The sequence below is a fragment of the Streptomyces pimonensis genome (assembly GCF_041380215.1).
Taxonomy (GTDB): domain Bacteria; phylum Actinomycetota; class Actinomycetes; order Streptomycetales; family Streptomycetaceae; genus Streptomyces; species Streptomyces pimonensis.
The window spans coordinates 24500-41242 of record NZ_JAHWZY010000030.1; the positions used below are offsets into that span (position 1 = coordinate 24500).

Below are 16743 nucleotides of genomic sequence, written 5' to 3' on the forward strand. Positions count from 1 at the left end.
CGGGGTGCGGGCAAAGAAGCGCTCGCGCGTCCTCGGCCCGCCCGTCCATGGCGCGGACAGCGTGCATGGCGCTCGGGAACGCTGTCCACCGCAGTGGACCGTGCCACCCGTCTGGTGGGGCACCACGTCAGACGGGTCCTCTCCGGTGCTCGCCAGGTGAGGTGCCGTCCGATCGCCGTGCTGGGCAACGTCCAGGCCTGCCCGAGGTCGCCCGGGCACTCAAGGTGTTGCGTGCCTCAAATGGTGGACTCCCCTCTTGGCGGGTGGGCCCGCAGGGCCGAGTGCCGGGACAAGCGGACGTCAGCGCCTGAACGGTCGGGCCCGTCGCCTCGGCATACGTCCGTCCGTCACGTCGGCAGCAGTTCACCGGTAACGGGAACCTCGGGGGTGCCCGTGTTGGTGACGACGGCAAGACGGGGGCCCCGCGGGCCCGGGTGCCACTGGCCGCCGGACAGGCGAAGGAGCGCGATGTTGGGGGTCGGGCCCTGCTTCCAGTCGAGGGTTCCCGCGATCGTGGAGAAGGTGGTACCGGCGATGGCGCGGGCGAGGGCCGCACGGTCGGTGGGGTCGTCGGCCGTGCTGAGGGCGTGGTGGGCGGTTTCCACGAGGGCGTGGGCCAGACCCAGGGGCTGCAGCCAGGATTCGCCGGTGTCCTGTTGATAGGCGTGGGCGAGGTCGGCGCAGGTGGCGCCGTTGAGGCTGGAGCGGTAGGGGTGACCGGGGCTCCAGTAGACCAGGGTGGCCACGCGTGCGTCGGCCAGTTCGGCGTGGATGTCGGGGGCTGTGGTGGTGTGGGTGTGGGGGTAGGTCAGCCATCGCGAACAGGTGATCAGCCGGGGCCGCAGCCCGGCCTGGCGTGCCTGGTGGTGGAAGAGGGCGAGGTCGGCGGCGGTGGCGGCGCTGGTGACGATGTCGGCGCCGTGCTCCCGCATCCGGTCGACCTGCTGTCGGAAGTCCGTGGCCGGTTCCCGGTAGGGACCGAGGTCGACCAGAGTGTGTCCGCGCGCGGAGGTCACCGGGGCGAAACCGTACTCCTCGTGGCGCAGCAGGCTGCCTTGCAGGTCGTCGTTCCACAGGCAACCGACGGCGTGCGGGCCGTCGATCCGTTCCCACAGCTGGGTGAAGACGGTGGCGATGTCGTCCAGGCCCCATGCGAAGTGGTAGGTCCACCGGAAGGAGTGTCCGGGGCCGACACCGCGCGAGTGCACGTACGCCTGCCAGGGGAAGGTGGTCGACAGGCAGGGGACCTCCAGTTCCTCGCAGGCGTCGGCGACGGCCGGCAGCACCTGGGTTCCGGCCATGGTCAGGACGATGTGCGCCTTGTCGATGCCGACCAGGTCGTGGACGGCCTGCCGGGCCGCCTCCGGATCGGAACGGCTGTCGCGCACGGCGACCGTCAGGTCGTAACGGCGGCTGTCGTTACGGACGTGCTCCAGTTGCGGTGCCAACGCCCTCAGAACGTACGACAGCGGCTTGCCCAACGGAGCCAGACGGCCCGTCAGCGGTGCCACCACGCCGATCGTCAACTGCGCCGAGGAGGTATTCACCCTGTACTCCCTGCTCTCTCGTCATCCCACCGGAAGGGGCCGGGGAACCACGGCGGTGGAAACGCCACGGCCCCCCGGCCCCGCCGGTGATGCTCTGCCGGACCGTCTCGTCAGCGACCGGAGCGGTCCACGGTGACGCACGTGGTCCGGCTCATCACCGAGACCGTCTCGTTGCCGCAGTTGTTGCTGTGACCCGAGGCGTTGCGGGCGAACACCAGGTTGGACAGAACTCCGCCGCTGGGGCCCGCCTGGTCGCCGCCGCTGCCCTTACCGGCGTCCTCGCTCACGCAGGTACGGTCCTTGAGAAGTGCCACCTTGCCCGTGCCGCAGAGATTGGCATGGCCGGAGGAGTTCCTGCCGGACAGGTTGGACAGCACTCCACCCGGCCCCGCGTCGCTGTCACCGGCATGCGCCGTGGCCATCCCCACGGGTGCCGCCAGCATCATCCCCACCACCGAAGCGACCACCGTCATACGCCGCGCGCTGTTCATCTGCTACCTGATTCCTTCCCCTGTGCCATCCCGGCCGTGCCGACCGGTTCACAGTGGTAACGACGCTGCGGCTGATCGGCATGGGCGTCGTCACGGTGAATCATCAGTAGGGCAGTTGATCGGTTACTCCGATTGGCGCTCACGGCCCGGGCCGTTGACGGCGAGAGGGACGGGGAGCACGACGCCACCACGGGCACGCTCGCGATGGTTCCGACCGGTGTCCCGCACTCCTTCGCCGGCCCGTCCGGTCAACCCGCCGTCATGCTCGGCATCTTCATCCCCGACCTGCACGTGCAGTACTTCCGAGACCCTCGGGAGGTGCTCGTCGGCGGTCGGCCGTTGACACCGCAGGTCAATGCCGATGCGCTGAGCCGCTGTGCGACCGGGTCCGTCGCCGACCTCGTCCGAAGCCGACGGGACGGCTCCGCCGGCCGCCCTTCTTTCGACCGACGGCGCTGTGGCGCTTCCACCCTGCGCCTCACGGTGTCCGGGCTCTGCCGGGCTCCCCGGCAATCGTCGCAATCGACGGGCCCCGCGAACCGGCGGCCGATGAGCGGAGACCGTGAGCACCGCCTACTGGAACGTCGCGGTGCTGCTCGCCCCTCTCCTCCCTACTCCGGCACGCTGAAGGTGAGCCGCGGCCGCGATCGGCTCAGACCGATGACGGGCTGGGGCGACCACGCGCCCCTGCCCGCCCTCAGGGCGCTGGGCACGGTCGAGGTGCTCGGCGCGACCGGCCTGGTCCTGCCGCCGCCGACCGGGGCCGCTCCCTCGCCGGCACCGGCCGCCGCCTTGGGCTTCGTGCTCCTGCGGATCGGCGCGATCGCCGTCCGCCCGACAGGCGAGGGCCGCCGGATCGCGCTCAACGCCGGGCTCGCCGCCATCGCGGCCGTGACCACCTGGCTGTGCTCGAGCACGGGCGCAACGAAACACCCGGAACCTGGAAGTCGTGCTCCCTGCCGTCCAACAGCGGTACCAAGACGGTGCGCAGGACGACGGGCGCGAGCCGAGGCCCGCGCCGGTGGGCGTGGCTCCTCCGCTCTCCAGCAGGGGGCGGGCCCCGGCGCGGCCGTCCGGTCAGCCGGAGTGCCGCCGCGGTCGCCACGCACCACCGGTCATTCCTCCTGAACACGCCGCCAGTCCTCGGGCGGTTATTTCGGGCGGACCGTTTTCGCAGAGAGGGTGCCGCTCACGGACCGGGATCGTCAGCCTCCGTCGCGAGCGATGCACCGGCCGATGCCGGTCCATGTCGGCTCGGCGCCGCCGAACGAGACGGACCGGGTTCCACTGTTCGCCGCACGGACCCAGTGCATGGTCAAATGGCGCGGCACAGGGCGTGGTCGACGAGGTCGCGCAGTGCGTCCTCCTGACGGGCCGAGATCTGCGGGGCCGCGGAGCGGCTGTGCGCCGAGACGGTGACGGTGCGTCGGCCGTCCACGGTCGTCGCTGCCCGGATGACATATCCGAAGCCGCTTCCCCCATGCCCGAGGTAGCCGCCACCGCAGGACAGGGGTGTGAAGAACAGGCCCAGGCCGCCCTGGGTGCCTTCCGGGTGACCACTGTTCCGCGGCACCGGCACAGTGTCCCGCATGGCGGCGAGTTCGGCCGCCTTCAGCAACTGTCCGCTTGCCAGCGCGGCGAAGAAGCGGTTGAGATCGCGGGCCGTGCCGGTCATCGAGCCGTCGGCCCCGCTGTCGAAGGGACGGTAGGGGATCGTGGTGTCTATCATCGGGCCGTCCGCGGTGAACTGCTGGTAGTTGGCCGTGTGCGGATGCGGAAGGAAGGGCCGGGTGCCGGGGGTGTCGATGTGCTGCAGGCCGAGCGGGCGCAGGATGCGGTCGTGGACCTGCTGCTCCCAGGTGCGGCCCGTGATCCTTTCGATGATCATTCCCGCGAGTACGTAGTTCGTGTTGGAGTACGCCCAGCGGGAGTCTGAGCCTGCCGGGAAGGCAGGCTCAGGGCGCACGGCCAGGGCGACCAGTTCTTCGGGTCGGTAGGCACGCCACCGGTTGGCGAAGTAGGTCTGTGCGCTGGGATCGGGGAAGACGTCGTGGACGTAGTCGGGCAGGCCGCTGGTGTGCTGCAGCAGATCACGGACGGTGATGACCCGGCCGTCGTTTCCGGTTGCGGGCACCACCCCGGGCAGCAGCTGCTCCACCCTCTGGTCGAGGAAAATCCTTCCTTCGCCCACCAGTTGCAGCATGACGGTGGCGACGAAAGTCTTGGTGATACTGCCCAGACGCAGGTAGCCGTCCGCCGGAACCGGGCGGCGAGTGATCAGGTCTCCCACCCCGGAGTGGGCCGTGATCGTCCCGCTCAGGGTCTCCAGACGGACCGTCGCCCCGGTGACCCCGGTGTCCCGCAGTGCGTCGACGTCACGCTGCACGGACCAGGCCGTGCCGGAGGGGCGTGGCGCGGCCGAGGCCGCAACGGACGGCAGAGATGACGCAGCCAGCGCCAGCACCGCAGCTGACAACCATGAACGACGAAGAATCATGCCCCGAGGCTAGGAACGGCGAAGGCCGCCGACCATCCGGAAGACGCCCGATCTCGAACGGGTGCCAGCCGGATGGACGTCATGCTGCTGAGGTCGAGTGCGTGCTGTCGGTGCCCCTCGTCGGTCCTGTCGGTGTCAGGCATGGTGAAAACCGGTGAGGTCGGCGTCGGGGCAGGAGATGACGGACACGATCCGGCACGCGGCTTCGGCGAGCCGTGCCGGCGTACGAGGTCCTCTCCCCCAGGCGCGTGCGGGCGGGCGTTTTCGGCTGATCGGCCGGGCCCGGCCGATCAGCCGCCGGCTTCGGGACGGGGTGGCCGACCGGCAGCCCCCTCGCGCAGCGACGCCCTCCTTGCACAAGGGCGTGGAGCAGGGCGTCTGCAGGATCGATGTTCCGCGTAGCCGCGGAGCAGGCCCGTCATCGGCGTACGGTTCGACGCGTTCCCGATGCGTGCGGTGGACGAACGCTCGAGCCTCTCTCCATCGGCGAAGCCGTTCCGGTAGCCATGGCCGAGGCGGCCGTGGTGGTCGCCGAGGAGACGGACGGCGACGTCGTGCACCGTCGTCCGGTGCCCTGCTGCCGTCCCGCTCCAGTCGGAGGGTGCCAGACCATGCAGGGGGTCGAGCAGCGACCTGAGCTCGGGGCCGATCGACGTACGCGCGTCGATCGGGCCGCCCCGCCGGGAAATGTCAGTCGGCTCCGGAGGCGTAGTGATCTCCGGCCGGCAGGGCGCCTGCCTTGGGGCCCCGGAGGTGTACCGTCTTTACGCCGCTGCGCTCGGAGCGACCGCCGCAGGACAGCCCGGTGACCTGCCCGCCCCTCTCGTCGCCGGGACCGCGCGGGACACGGACGGCGTCGGGGTGACTCGAAGTGCGCGATGGGGGAACCGGAGGAGAAGCCCTGACGCACGCGGGGAGGCCGGGTGCCCGCACGCCCGGCTCCCTCACCGGAGGAGAGACCACGATGGCGGACGAAGGCGACGCCCGGCAGGCCGTACCGAACATGCCGGGGACGCGCACTGACGATGACGGCGTCACGCGCCGCCGACCGCTGCGGGAGCGGCACGTCGAGGAGACGGTCGAGGTCGAGGTGCCGGTGCGGACGGCGTACAACCAGTGGACTCAGTTCAAGACCTTCCCGCGCTTCTCGACCGTGGTGCGCGGTGTCGAGCAGATCAGGCCCACCGTGACCGCCTGGACCATCGGTCACGGGCCCCTGCACCACCGCTTCGCGGTCGAGATCCTGGAGCAGGACCCCGACGCCTACCTGGCCTGGCACGGCCTTGAGCAGAACCCCTCCCATCAGGGCGAGGTCGAGTTCAGGCCGACGGGATCCGGCGGCACCGCGATCACCGTCCGGATGCTCCTGGAACCCCGGGGAGCCGCGAGGATCCTCACCGGCTCGTCCGGGGCTGTCCGGCTGACAGCCCGGCTGGTGCGCGGCGAACTCATAAGCGGTTCGTCGAAGGACTGGGGCAGGAGGGCGGGGCCTGGCGCGGCACCATCCGCAACGGCTGTGTACAGCACGATCGCCCGGAACCACCCAGGAGCCGCGTGGCCCAGTGGCCCGTCGGCTGACCCGCGTACCGGACACAGCCCACACCCGCCTGACCGGCCGCACGATCGGGAAGCGAAGCCGGCGTTCCCGCCTGATGCGGGAACGCCGGCTTCGCCTCTCGGAGGACGCCATCGACGCGCGTAGCCCGTGACCGCACCCTGGGCTCCGGTTGCCGTCGGCTCGACGGCGGGAAGGCCGAAACGTTCAGACGCGCATCACGTCCGCTGCGGAAGCGGCTGCGGGGCCCCGGCGAGTCGGGAGGCGGTGTGCAGATCCAGGGCGCCTTCGACCGTGCCGGGACGCCGGTCGGTGCTACGCAGTGTGACGGGCTGCGGTCGGACGGACGCGGACGGAGAACCGGAGCAGACGCGTGCGGACACCCCGAGCAACGGGGCGGAACCCCCCTGTCGAGCGGCCTCGGCACCTGAACGGCAACGGACGGACGCCGCCACCGACGGATGCCGGGTGACCCGTTACCTTTTTCGTGGCCCCGCAATGGGGTGCCTGGCCCCCGGGCTCGGTATGGCTGTGTGCCCCCTGTCGAAGTCGATGACCTGGGGGGTGTTGCCGCCGGGCTTCGGGGCACCGCTTGACCGCTGATGAGGGGCCTGACGACTGCCTGGCCCGGCGCAATGCCGGACCGCTTCACGGGTGGAGATGTCTGCGTAACGTGGTTGCCGGCGTGTGGTGCCGCAGGGACGGCCGGGACGAACATCGAGGATGCGCAAGTCTGGGGGCACGTGAGCATGGTCGACACCGTCGGCATACGCCTGTTCCTCGGCCTGGACCTGGGCAAGGAGTTCCACCATGCCCACGGCCTGACCGAGCTGGGCAAGACCGTCCACGACAGACGGCTGCCCAACACCGAACCGAAGCTGCTGGAACTGTTCGAGAAACTGGCCGCGAAGTTCGGCACCGTCCTGGTGGTCGTGGACCAGGTTGCCAACATCGGCGCCCTGCCGATCGCTGCGGCCCGCGCGGCGGGCTGCCGGGTGGCCTACTTGCCCGGTCTGTCGATGCGGCGGGCCGCCGACCTCTACCCCGGCGAGGCCAAGACCGACGCCCGCGACGCCTTCGTGATCGCCGACACGGCCCGGACCATGCCGCACACCCTGCGCGCGATCGACCGGGACGACGAGACGCTGGCAGCGCTGACCATGCTCACCGGCTATGACAACGACCTGGCCGGCGAGGTCAACCGCACCACCAACCGGCTGCGCGGCCTGCTCTCTCAGGTCCATCCCTCCCTGGAGCGTGTCCTGGGCAAGCGTCTGGCCTACCCCTACGTTCAGGCCCTCCTGGCCAAGCACGGTTCCCCCGCGAAGATCAGGAAGCTGGGGCGTGCCCGCTGCGAGGCCCTGCTCAAGGCACACGGCTCGCGCAAGGCCGCCCACCTCACCGCCGAGATCTTCGACGCACTGGCCGAGCAGACCCTCGTGGTCCCCGGCACCGAGACCTCCGCGCTGATCGTGCCCGGCCTGGCCGCGCAGCTCGCCGCCGCCCACACCCAGCGCAAGCAGGCAGAGCAGGAGATCGCCGCCCTGCTGGAGGCCCTCCCTCTTTTCCACCTCCTGACGTCCCTGCCCGGCATGGGCGTCAGGACCACAGCGGCCGTCATCGTCGCGATCGGGGACGGCACCACCTTCCCCACCGCCGGACACCTCGCCTCCTACGCCGGACTCGCCCCCGCCACGAAGTCCTCGGGCACCTCCATCCGCGGCGAACACGCACCCCACCGCGGCAACCGGCTCCTCAAACGGGCCCTGTTCCAGGCCGCGTTCGCCGCGATCGGATGCAAGTCCGACCCCTCCTCCCGGACCTACTACGACCGTCAGCGCGCACGCGGCAAGACCCACACCCAGGCGATCCTCCGCCTGGCCCGCCAGCGCGTGAACGTCATCCACGCGATGATCCGCACCGGCGCCCTCTACGAACCACGCACCCCCGACGACGTCGGCCTCGCCGCCTGACACCACCGCCCACCTCTACCTCTTCCACCCCGCCGCACCCCTCCACCGGCACGGCCACCCTCGCCGGGCCGGCCACCGTCCTGCCCTCACCGCACCCGATCCGCCGGGAACATCCCGCTTCGCGGGACGTTCCCGAAAACCAGCATCAACCCCTACGAACCGGCCCCGCAGGGGTTGACGAAACAGATAGGGGCACCCCCCCGCCGTCCCACCGTTCTGTTCCCGGCACCGTGTCTCGGTCCCACGGGGGCGGGAGGGTCGGATCCGTGAACTGCGCCGAGTCGGACGGCGTGGGTAACGAGATCCGGGGACGGTCCCACCGAAGATCTCTGTGGGAACGCCTCCGTCACGAGGCCGACGAAACGTTCCCGTGTCGACGCGAGACCGAAGGAGTCCCATGCAGCCGGACGACCAGATCATGCAGGGGCCCGGGGAGCGCCGAGTCGCCGAAGCGGCGGAACGGATCGTGGCCGAGGGCCGACCACGGTTGCACCGCACCTGGACGTCGCTGGTGGCCACCTCGCTGCTCGGCGGCATCGACGTGGGGGTCGGCATCATGGTGTTGCTGTTTGTGCGGCACGAGACCGGCAGTGAACTGCTGGCCGGACTGGCCTTCTCCGTGGGGCTCATCGCCCTGTTGCTCGGCCACAGCGAGCTGTTCACGGAGGGCTTCCTGGTGCCCGTCGCCACCGTGATCGCCGGCGCGGCCACCTGGCTCGACCTGGCGCGGATGTGGGCGACGGTCCTGGTGATGAACCTGATCGGCGGGTGGGTCCTCACCTGGATCGTCATGCAGGCCTTCCCCGACCTGCACCGCACCGCGGTCACGGCGGGCGCGCACTTCGTCGACGGAGGGTACACACTGAGCACCTTCTGCCTGGCCGTACTGGGCGGCGGCGTCATCACGCTCATGACCCGTATGCACCATGGCACCGATTCCATGACAGGAAAGATCACCGCATCGATCATCGCCGCGTTCGTCCTGGCCGGACTCGGACTGTGGCACTCGATCCTGGACTCCCTGGTCGCGTTCGCCGGCCTGCACACCGGCAGGACGGCATACGGTTACGCGGACTGGCTGCTGTGGCTGGCCTGGGCGGTCCTGGGCAACATCGTCGGCGGCCTCCTCCTGACGACGGCGCTGCGCCTGGTGCGCAGTGCCCCGGTGCTGAGCGGCGACAACCCGGCGGTGAAGGACGGCTCCTGACGTCTACGGGACGGGAGTGACGCGCCCCGGCTCGACGACCTCGGACAGCTTCGCCTTTTCTCACGGGATGCCTCGGCGGATCGACCGTCCGCACCGCTCGAGGACGCGGAACCGACTCTACGCACTGCTCCCGCAACGGCTGCCCCAAGCCTTGGCGTGCGTGCTCCCCGACCCGAGGCCGGAGAGCACGTCAAAGCGGCTGTCGCCCGGCGAGAGCACCTGCGGGCTCATCCAGCAGGGCGATGCGGGCAGTGATGCTCTTGCCGACCGGCTCGCGCTGTGCTGCGAAACCCTGGCAGACGGCCATGACGATCTCCAGACCGTGCTGGCCCACCCGTCCGGCGTCCGCGGCCCGGGCGATCGGCAGCACCGGGTCGGAGTCCCACACCTCCACCTCCACGGTGTCACCGGTGATGCGCAGATCCAGCAGCGCCGGCCCGGGAGCGTACTTGCGGGCGTTGGTGACCAGCTCGCTGACCACCAGCTGAGTCACATCGATGGCGCGCCGGGAGACCGGCAGTCCGTGCTCGGCCTGCACCTGAGCCAGGAATTCGGCGGCCAGGTGACGGGCGTGGGCGATGTCGGCGCCGTCCCCGCCCAGGGCGACCGCGGTCCGTATGCGCTGCTCGTCCGGCGCGGCACCGCCCGCGCCCAAGGGAACTGGATTCATCCCGGCCACCTTCGCTACCCCGTTCACACCCCGCGCATACCCGCGCAAGGAGAGGTGACGCCCCATGCCCCTCTGTCGTCTCCGTCACATACGGGCATCACCCGGTGCGTGCGGGGCAGCCACCTGGTGAAGGTTTGGTGTGCAAGTATCACTGACATGGCTGAGGAAAAAGTGGCGAACAGCAATCGGACCGAACAGCGGGAACAACTGTCGGTCACAGTCACCGCCACTGACGACATCCAGGTGCTGAACCCGGCCGGAGAGATCGATCACCACACCGGCGAGGCCCTCCGCCACGCCCTGGACGTCGCCCGCACCACTCACCCCCGCGTCGTGGTCGATCTGCACGGGGTGACCTTCATGGACTCCAGCGGCATCAACGTCCTCATCGCCGCTCATCACGCCCTCACCCAGGCCGGCGGCTGGCTGCGCCTGGCCGCCCCCACCGACACCGTGATGCGCACCCTGCAGATCGTCGGCGTCGACTCCGTCATCGACTGCCACGACACCCTCCGCCAGGCCCTTGCCGGCTGACCGCTGCGCCAGGTCGACCATGTGCAGGGCCGGGACGCCGCGAGGTGCGTTCCCGTTGTTCAACGTACCGATGAGGACCTGGGTGACCTCTTCCGCGGAGGCGGTGCAGCCGACGCCGTGGGGGAGGGCGCCGCGCCGGTGACGGTCTCGGGCGCCGGCGCGACGTCGCCGTCCAGGCGGAAGGGCGTACAGAGTCTTTGGCCGTGGATGTCCTTCGGTGAGGTCGAACCGGTCGACGGTGCCGGAAGCCGGCCTCGCCGGTGTGACGGCGCACTGCGGCGGAAGTCCGGTCGGTGCCGTGGAGCTCCCGGTGGGGGCGACAGCCTCGGCAGCGGCAGCACCGGAACCCTGCGCGGGGACTCATGTACACGTCGAAGACGTGCTCGGCCGTGCCGACCGTCCGGCCCGTCTCCCCGGCCGCCTCCCTGCGGACCGCCTCCTCGGCCGTGCCCCCTCCAGGAGGCCGGCCGCCGCTTCGGCGAACATCCCGTCGGGGTAACCGTCGACATGGGCGGGCAGCCGGAATCGACGGGTCGGCGGAACGGTGCCGCGGGAGGCACTGTGGAGGAGAAGGATGGCGCCGTCGTCGCGATCGCAGGTCTCGCGCTGCTCACGGCTCCGGCGTCCGTCGCCGTGCCGGTAGTCAAAGGTCGTCTCGCGCAGGACGTACCAGTCGCACGACAGGATCTGCACGTCGAGGATGCGCACCCGCGGGTCGCCGGTCGGATCGCGGCCGCGCCGGTCGGGTACGTCGATCCCGGCTGTCACCGGGCGGCCGGAATGTCGTCGAGGCTGGTGTAGACGGCCTTGCCCCAGGCGTGCGCTCGGGCGACCATCAGATCGGCGCCCTCGGAGGGGCCACCGATGCGCAGGACCGCGTCGCAACGGGAGAGAAGCTGCTCGGCGACGGGGTGGAACATCTCCTCGTAGGCGGCGTCGCCGGGGCCGGTGCTGCCGGCGGTCTCCAGCAGCGGCAGGGCGAGTGCCTCGCCGGTGACTCCCAGGTGGCCGGCGCGGAAGAGCGCCAGGGCGGTCTCGTTCATCGCCCGGACGTTCGCCTCCAGCTTGCGCGGGTCGTCCCCGGTGCCCGACCGGTACGGACCGGCGACGAGGATCATCAACGAATGCGGGTGGGTGTTCACAGGACACTTCCTCCAGAGATCCGAATCCGGGCGGGCTCCGGCAGACAGGGAAGGCCTGCCGGAGCCCCGGCCGGCCGCAGGAGTCAGGTTCCGCCGACCGGCACGCCCAGGACCCATTCCTAACACAGAGAAGTCAATTTGAACATCTACATGTTCGATAGGTGCCATCGTATGGACTCCTCGCACGGTCGCGCCCTCCGCCACGTCACCCGCAACGAGTCCGTTAAATGTTCAAGCGAACAAAGATGTGTCAGAAACACGTCATGAGTGTCGTCGATCGTCTCGATCTGACTCTGCGTCTGGTCCAGGGTCCGGGCACCCTGTCCGTCTCGGAGCTCTCCGAACGTCTCGGGGTGTCCGGGATGACCGTGCGCCAGGATCCGAACGCACTGGAGCGTCAGGTCCTGGTGCGCAGGGTCCACGGCGGCGCGGTCGCCACTCGCCCGCGGGAGGAGGCCGGAGGTTTCACCGCCCGTGGAGAATGGCAGACCGCCACGAAGGACCGGCTGGGTGCGACCGTGGCCGCGATGGTGGAACCCGGCGCGCGGGTCCTGCTGGACGCGGGAACCACCACGGTGCGTGTCGCGAAGCACCTGGCGCAGCGGGCGCCGCTGCCGGTCGCCGTGCTGAGCCTGCAGACCGCGATCGCCCTGGCGGACCGGCCGGGCATCGAACTCATCGTCGTGGGAGGGCTGTCCCGGCCCGGTGAGCGTTCGCTGGTGGGCCCGTTGGCCCTGCGCACCCTGGAGTTGCTGCGCTTCGACTGCTTCGTGATGTCCATCGGAGGGGTGCACGCCGAGCGCGGTTGGTCCGAGTTCTCCCTGGACGATGCGGCCGTCAAGCAGGCCGGGCTCGAACGGTCCGCCCGTACGATCACCGTCGCGGACGCCACCACGCTCGGTGTCCGGACGTTCAGCCAGGTCGCACCCCTTGGCGCCGTGGATCACCTCGTCGCCGACGCCGCTGCCGACGGCCTGCAGACTCATCCCAGCGGCCCGTCCACTCTGCAGGCCTTGCGTGAGTCCGGAGTCGAGATTCACCTGGCCTGAGAGCCATCAGAGGTTCGGCACCGCTCCGGTCCGTCGGCACCGTCTTGCGGGCGCGGACCGACCCGGTCAATCGGAAGGATCACCATGCTTGTTGTCCCGCCGACGCGTGTCGGCGAAGAGCGGCTGCCCGACGGAAGACTGCTCGGGTGGGCCGAGTGGGGGCGTGAGGACGGCACACCGGTGTTGCTGTGCCCAGGCGCTGCCACGAGCCGGCACCTCGGCCTCGACGCCGCAGCCGTGCATGACCTCGGGATCCGGCTGATCTCCCTGGATCGCCCCGGTCTCGGGGCCTCCACTCCCGCACCCCGGCGCACGTTCGCTGATTTCGCCGTGGACGTACGGACGTTCGCACACCGGAGGGGCCTCGGTCGACCGGCCATGGTCGCCAATTCGCAAGGAGCTCCCTTCGCCCTGGCCTGTGCCGCCGCCGGTGCGGTCGACGCCCTGGCCGTCGTCTCCGGAGCCGACGAAGTCGCCGACCCGCGCTTCGCCGACGTTCTCCCACCGCAGCTCCGGCACCTGGTCGACCTCGCCGTCGACGAACCCCACAAGGCTGAGGAGATTTTCGCCGCGTTCACCGCGCAAGCGATGTGGGAGATGGTCCTCGGCGGCAGTCCCGCCTGTGACGTGGCCGTGTACCGGGAGGAGTCCTTCACCGCCGCGTACCTCAGGGCACTGCGGGAGGGATTCGCTCAGGGGGCCGGCGGTTACGCCCGGGACGCCGTTCTGGCGATGGGGCGGTGGGGCCTCGACCTCGCATCGATCGCCGTGCCCGTGGACGTCTGGTACGGGGTCGAGGACCTCGGCCACTCCCCCGATCAGGGAGCCCGGCTGACGTCGCGCATCCCTTCGGCCGTGCGGCATCTGGTGCCCGGCATCGGAGGCGCCGTGCTGTGGACGCACAGCCACCGGATCGTACGGGTGCTGCTCGATCACGTGAGGGAAACGTGACCACCACGAGCGGGGGCAGCGCCTCCGGTCCTGACGCACAGTGCCCTGTCGGCCGTGCCCGGCCCCGGACCACGCATCACCGCGCTGCGTGACGGCTTCCGTGTCACGATCCCGTCGAGGGCGGCCACGGGCGCCGGGGGCGTACCGCCCTGTCTTCGCCGGCACGGCCACGGCTCCGGTTCCGGGACCGCCGGCCGGCATCGAGGCCGTACACCGTGAGAGGTGAGCGCGAGGTCCCCCGGCGCCCCTGCCGGCTCTCCGGGGAGCGGTCCGCCTGTGCGGCGGCCGGAACGTAGAACTCCCGTCTCGACAGTTGCCGGGCCGGCTCCGCGCTCCCGTGGATGAGGATCGCGCCGCCCCCCGCCCTCCTTGAGCACGGCGGCGTCCTCGGTCGGGTGCAGGACCGTCGTCCCCCTCCACCCCTCGACGAGGGCGTCGTCGGTCAGCGTGCTCGACACCACGTACTTGGGCAAGTCCTTACGGGTCTCTTGAGCGTTCCCGGAGCAGGTGCAGCCGGCCCTTGTGGCCCTCTCCGTCGAAAGCCCGGGAAACCAAGGGCGGAGAGGGGGTAGACGGAAGTCATGGACGGCACACGATCCCAGCAGGACGAGCGGGGCCGGCAAGAAGCCCGTGCCCGATGGACCATGTGGACCTGGCAATGGGCCAGATGGCCGGCCCTGATCCTCGCGGTCAGCTGGGCGGCCAGCTGGATCGGCAGTCTCAGCCGGGGTGAGCGGGGACAGGATCTGTGGTGGCCCCTGGCCAGTACCGTCATCTGGACAGCGGTGACCGTGAACGGCTTTGTGACCTGCCGCCGGATCAGGACGACGGTTCTGCCGTCCATCACCGGTCGGCCATCCGCCTGATCACCTCGCCCGGTCCGCCTCCTCTTCCCTGTCGCCTCTCGCCGGTCGGGACGAAGCCCTCCGGCGGACGCGGGCCCGCGCAAGCGGGCGGGTCCACCGGCCGGGGTGAACCCCGAGCGGGGATCCCCGTGCAGCAGCGCTCGAGTTCGCGCGCCCCGCGGTCATGCACCGTGCCCGGCGCACGAGGGAGGACCCGGCTCTGTCGGCCGGCGCTTCGCGAGGGAGACGTGGGCGCCGATCAGGGGCCACGAGGGCGGGCACGATCGGTGAGGTGATGGCCATGTCCTGGCGGGCGACTGTGGGGAGGCCGGATCGGTCGCCGTCCTGGAGGTCGGCCGATGGGAGGGTGAAACCGCCGTCGCCGCCGTCCGCCCTCACAGCTGCCCCGCCCTTGACCGTCCGGTGCCGGGAGTCGTGGGCTCCACGTTCCAACTCCCCTTGCCGAAGGCGCCGAAGGCCCGGCCCATCACGTCGGCCGTGGTCGTCGATGGAGGAGTGGGCGAGGTGGTGAGGTGAGGCGGGGCAGAAGCATCCTGGCCGGCATTCCGTTCGAGCGGGTGGAGGAGCCGAGGGGGGACAAGGGCGGTACTCCCGCGGACCTGCTGGCGGCTTCCCCTGCGGCCTGATCCGGCAGGGCCCGGTGGCTCGCTCCATGCGGGGCGAGCCACCGGGCTCCCGGTCCGCTCCGACACGCCTCTCGTGGCGCGGATCGTCGGCCTCGACCAGATTCTCGTCAAGAGCTCCGGGGCGCCGAGCACCTCACCGGGGCGACATTGCCGTCCCTTGTCCAGGTTCTCCGGGCGGTGTCACGCGCGTGCGGCCGGGCTGCGTCGTCCTCGGCGACCGTGACTGTGCCCCGTTCAGCCGGGATCCCTCACGTCCCCGTCCGCCCGCCCGGTCCGCCGCACGGTGGTGAGTGCGGCAAGCACCGTGCCGACGGCCACGATCGTCAGTCCGCGCCACCAGACCTGGGCCTCGATCTGCGTGGCAAGCACGGCACAGGAGGCGATCCCCAGCACCGGCAGTGCGGTCGGGGTGCGGAAGTGGTCGACTTCGCCCGGGTCTCGGCGCAGTACCAGCACCGCCGTGTTGACCAGGACGAAGACGACCAGCAGCAGCAGAACCAGGGTGGACGCCAGGGTGGCGACGCTGCCGGTGAGCGCGAGGAGCATCGCCAGCACCGTGGTGACCGCGATCGCGGCCCACGGTGTGCGGCGGCCCGGCAGCACCCTGGTCAGCGCGGCGGGCAGCAGTCCGTCCTTCGCCATGCCGTAGGCCAGGCGGGAGGACATGATGCCGGTGAGCAGCGCACCGTTGGCCACGGCGACGAGCGCGATGGCACTGAACAGGCGGGTCGGCACGCCGCCCGCCTCCTCGACGACCTCCAGCAGCGGCCCGCTCGACCCGGCCAGCCGGGCGGTCGGTACCGCCGCGGACGCGGCCATGCCCACCAGCACGTACACGGCCCCGGCGGTGGCGAGGGCGCCGAACAGCGCGCGTGGGTAGGAGCGCCGCGGGTCGCGGGTCTCCTCGGCGACGTTCACCGAGGTCTCGAACCCGACGAAGGAGTAGTACGCCAGCACCGAACCGCTCAGCACGGCCGCCGTCACCCCCTTCTCCGGAGTGCCCAGCTGCGTCAGCCGCCCCACGTCGCCGTCGCCGCGCAGCAGCAGCCACGCGCCGAGGACGACGACGACAGCCAGTCCGCCCACCTCGACGACGGTGGCGACGACGTTGGCGCGGGTCGACTCCTTGATCCCCCGCGCGTTGACCAGGGCGAGCAGAGCCAGGAACAGCACGGCCACGAGCCCCACCGGCAGCGTCACGAAGGCCGACAGGTAGTCGCCGCCGAAGCCGCGGGCGAGCGCGGCCACGGAGACGATGCCGGCGGCCAGCATGCAAAAGCCCGCGACGAATCCGGCGAACGGCCCGAAGGCGCGCGTCGCGTAGTGGGAGGCTCCGCCCGCCCGCGGATACTTCGTCGCCAGCTCGGCGTAGGAGGCGGCGGTCAGCAGCGCCAGCAGCAGCGCGACGACCAGTGGCACCCACACCGCTCCTCCGGCGTCGGCCGCGACCTGGCCGACCAGGACGTACACGCCGGCGCCGAGCACGTCGCCCAGGATGAAGAAGTACAGCAGCGGGGTCGTCAGCGCGCGCTTGAGCGCCGTCGTCTCCTGTGCCCCCGCCCGCTCCCCCGTCTCCGCCGACACCCTGTTCCCGACTCTTCTCGTCATACCGGCCCGTGTCCCCCGTACCGCAGG

General features: G+C 70.8%; 12 protein-coding genes and 2 pseudogenes. 7 read left to right on the forward strand and 7 right to left on the reverse strand.

Annotated elements, in window-relative coordinates; genetic code table 11:
* Window positions 1–347 precede the first annotated feature (347 nt).
* Window positions 348–1547, reverse strand: a complete 1200-nt coding sequence (locus tag KYY02_RS25175) for an ABC transporter substrate-binding protein (RefSeq protein WP_371241656.1) — start codon at window positions 1545–1547, stop codon at window positions 348–350.
* A gap of 110 nt (window positions 1548–1657) precedes the next feature.
* Window positions 1658–2038 carry a hypothetical protein gene (locus KYY02_RS25180; protein WP_371241657.1) on the reverse strand — a complete coding sequence of 127 codons (381 nt, stop codon included), beginning with the start codon at window positions 2036–2038 and terminating at the stop codon, window positions 1658–1660.
* A 562-nt stretch (window positions 2039–2600) separates the two neighbouring features.
* On the opposite strand from KYY02_RS25180, the pseudogene KYY02_RS25185 reads away from it, so the two are divergent.
* Window positions 2601–2950: pseudogene (locus tag KYY02_RS25185) on the forward strand (DoxX family protein); the annotation flags it as partial.
* Window positions 2951–3353: 403 nt separating this feature from the next.
* On the opposite strand, the gene KYY02_RS25190 reads toward KYY02_RS25185, so the two are convergent.
* Entirely contained in the window at window positions 3354–4424 is a 1071-nt protein-coding gene (locus KYY02_RS25190; protein ID WP_371241659.1) for a serine hydrolase domain-containing protein, read from the reverse strand.
* A 1075-nt stretch (window positions 4425–5499) separates the two neighbouring features.
* On the opposite strand from KYY02_RS25190, the pseudogene KYY02_RS25195 reads away from it, so the two are divergent.
* The 3 genes and pseudogenes from KYY02_RS25195 (at window position 5500) to KYY02_RS25205 (ending at window position 9270) form a co-directional block, all read left to right on the forward strand.
* Window positions 5500–6113, forward strand: a pseudogene (locus KYY02_RS25195) (SRPBCC family protein).
* A gap of 726 nt (window positions 6114–6839) precedes the next feature.
* A complete protein-coding gene (locus tag KYY02_RS25200) occupies window positions 6840–8063 on the forward strand; it encodes an IS110 family RNA-guided transposase (protein WP_371241752.1) in 1224 nt (407 codons plus the stop codon).
* A 397-nt stretch (window positions 8064–8460) separates the two neighbouring features.
* Window positions 8461–9270 carry a formate/nitrite transporter family protein gene (locus tag KYY02_RS25205; RefSeq protein WP_371241662.1) on the forward strand — a complete coding sequence of 270 codons (810 nt, stop codon included), beginning with the start codon at window positions 8461–8463 and terminating at the stop codon, window positions 9268–9270.
* A 190-nt stretch (window positions 9271–9460) separates the two neighbouring features.
* On the opposite strand, the gene KYY02_RS25210 is transcribed toward KYY02_RS25205, so the two are convergent.
* Window positions 9461–9940 (reverse strand): ATP-binding protein, encoded by a 480-nt coding sequence (locus tag KYY02_RS25210; RefSeq protein WP_371241664.1) that lies wholly within the window; start codon window positions 9938–9940, stop codon window positions 9461–9463.
* Between the two features lie 156 nt (window positions 9941–10096).
* Here KYY02_RS25210 and KYY02_RS25215 point away from each other — a divergent pair, with 156 nt between their 5' ends.
* On the forward strand, window positions 10097–10474 hold the full coding sequence (locus tag KYY02_RS25215; RefSeq protein WP_371241666.1) for an STAS domain-containing protein: 378 nt from the start codon (window positions 10097–10099) through the stop codon (window positions 10472–10474).
* Window positions 10475–10834: 360 nt separating this feature from the next.
* Here the strand turns inward: KYY02_RS25215 and KYY02_RS34075 are convergent, their stop codons facing one another.
* Together KYY02_RS34075 and KYY02_RS25220 are read right to left on the reverse strand one after the other, a co-directional pair.
* Window positions 10835–11242: an NUDIX hydrolase gene (locus KYY02_RS34075; protein WP_503167875.1), complete on the reverse strand. Its 408-nt coding sequence runs from the start codon at window positions 11240–11242 to the stop codon at window positions 10835–10837.
* Window positions 11239–11592 carry a DUF4406 domain-containing protein gene (locus KYY02_RS25220; RefSeq protein WP_371241754.1) on the reverse strand — a complete coding sequence of 118 codons (354 nt, stop codon included), beginning with the start codon at window positions 11590–11592 and terminating at the stop codon, window positions 11239–11241. The genes KYY02_RS34075 and KYY02_RS25220 overlap by 4 nt, the downstream gene beginning before the upstream one ends.
* A gap of 287 nt (window positions 11593–11879) precedes the next feature.
* On the opposite strand from KYY02_RS25220, the gene KYY02_RS25225 reads away from it, so the two are divergent.
* Together KYY02_RS25225 and KYY02_RS25230 are read left to right on the forward strand one after the other, a co-directional pair.
* Entirely contained in the window at window positions 11880–12665 is a 786-nt protein-coding gene (locus KYY02_RS25225) for a DeoR/GlpR family DNA-binding transcription regulator (protein WP_371241668.1), read from the forward strand.
* Window positions 12666–12749: 84 nt separating this feature from the next.
* Window positions 12750–13616, forward strand: coding sequence for an alpha/beta fold hydrolase (locus KYY02_RS25230; protein ID WP_371241670.1), 867 nt, complete (start codon window positions 12750–12752; stop codon window positions 13614–13616).
* A gap of 1726 nt (window positions 13617–15342) precedes the next feature.
* On the opposite strand, the gene KYY02_RS25235 is transcribed toward KYY02_RS25230, so the two are convergent.
* Window positions 15343–16716 (reverse strand): APC family permease, encoded by a 1374-nt coding sequence (locus KYY02_RS25235; RefSeq protein ID WP_371241672.1) that lies wholly within the window; start codon window positions 16714–16716, stop codon window positions 15343–15345.
* Window positions 16717–16743: the final 27 nt, after the last annotated feature.

What these genes read in the sequence shown, in the direction of transcription:
- KYY02_RS25180 (WP_371241657.1), bottom strand. Translation starts at nt 2,038, where the DNA reads ATGAACAGCGCGCGGCGTATGACGGTGGTCGCTTCGGTGGTGGGGATG.
- KYY02_RS25205 (WP_371241662.1), top strand. Translation starts at nt 8,461, where the DNA reads ATGCAGCCGGACGACCAGATCATGCAGGGGCCCGGGGAGCGCCGAGTC.
- KYY02_RS25200 (WP_371241752.1), top strand. Translation starts at nt 6,840, where the DNA reads ATGGTCGACACCGTCGGCATACGCCTGTTCCTCGGCCTGGACCTGGGC.
- KYY02_RS25230 (WP_371241670.1), top strand. Translation starts at nt 12,750, where the DNA reads ATGCTTGTTGTCCCGCCGACGCGTGTCGGCGAAGAGCGGCTGCCCGAC.
- KYY02_RS25220 (WP_371241754.1), bottom strand. Translation starts at nt 11,592, where the DNA reads ATGATCCTCGTCGCCGGTCCGTACCGGTCGGGCACCGGGGACGACCCG.
- KYY02_RS25210 (WP_371241664.1), bottom strand. Translation starts at nt 9,940, where the DNA reads ATGAATCCAGTTCCCTTGGGCGCGGGCGGTGCCGCGCCGGACGAGCAG.
- KYY02_RS25235 (WP_371241672.1), bottom strand. Translation starts at nt 16,716, where the DNA reads ATGACGAGAAGAGTCGGGAACAGGGTGTCGGCGGAGACGGGGGAGCGG.
- KYY02_RS25225 (WP_371241668.1), top strand. Translation starts at nt 11,880, where the DNA reads ATGAGTGTCGTCGATCGTCTCGATCTGACTCTGCGTCTGGTCCAGGGT.
- KYY02_RS25215 (WP_371241666.1), top strand. Translation starts at nt 10,097, where the DNA reads ATGGCTGAGGAAAAAGTGGCGAACAGCAATCGGACCGAACAGCGGGAA.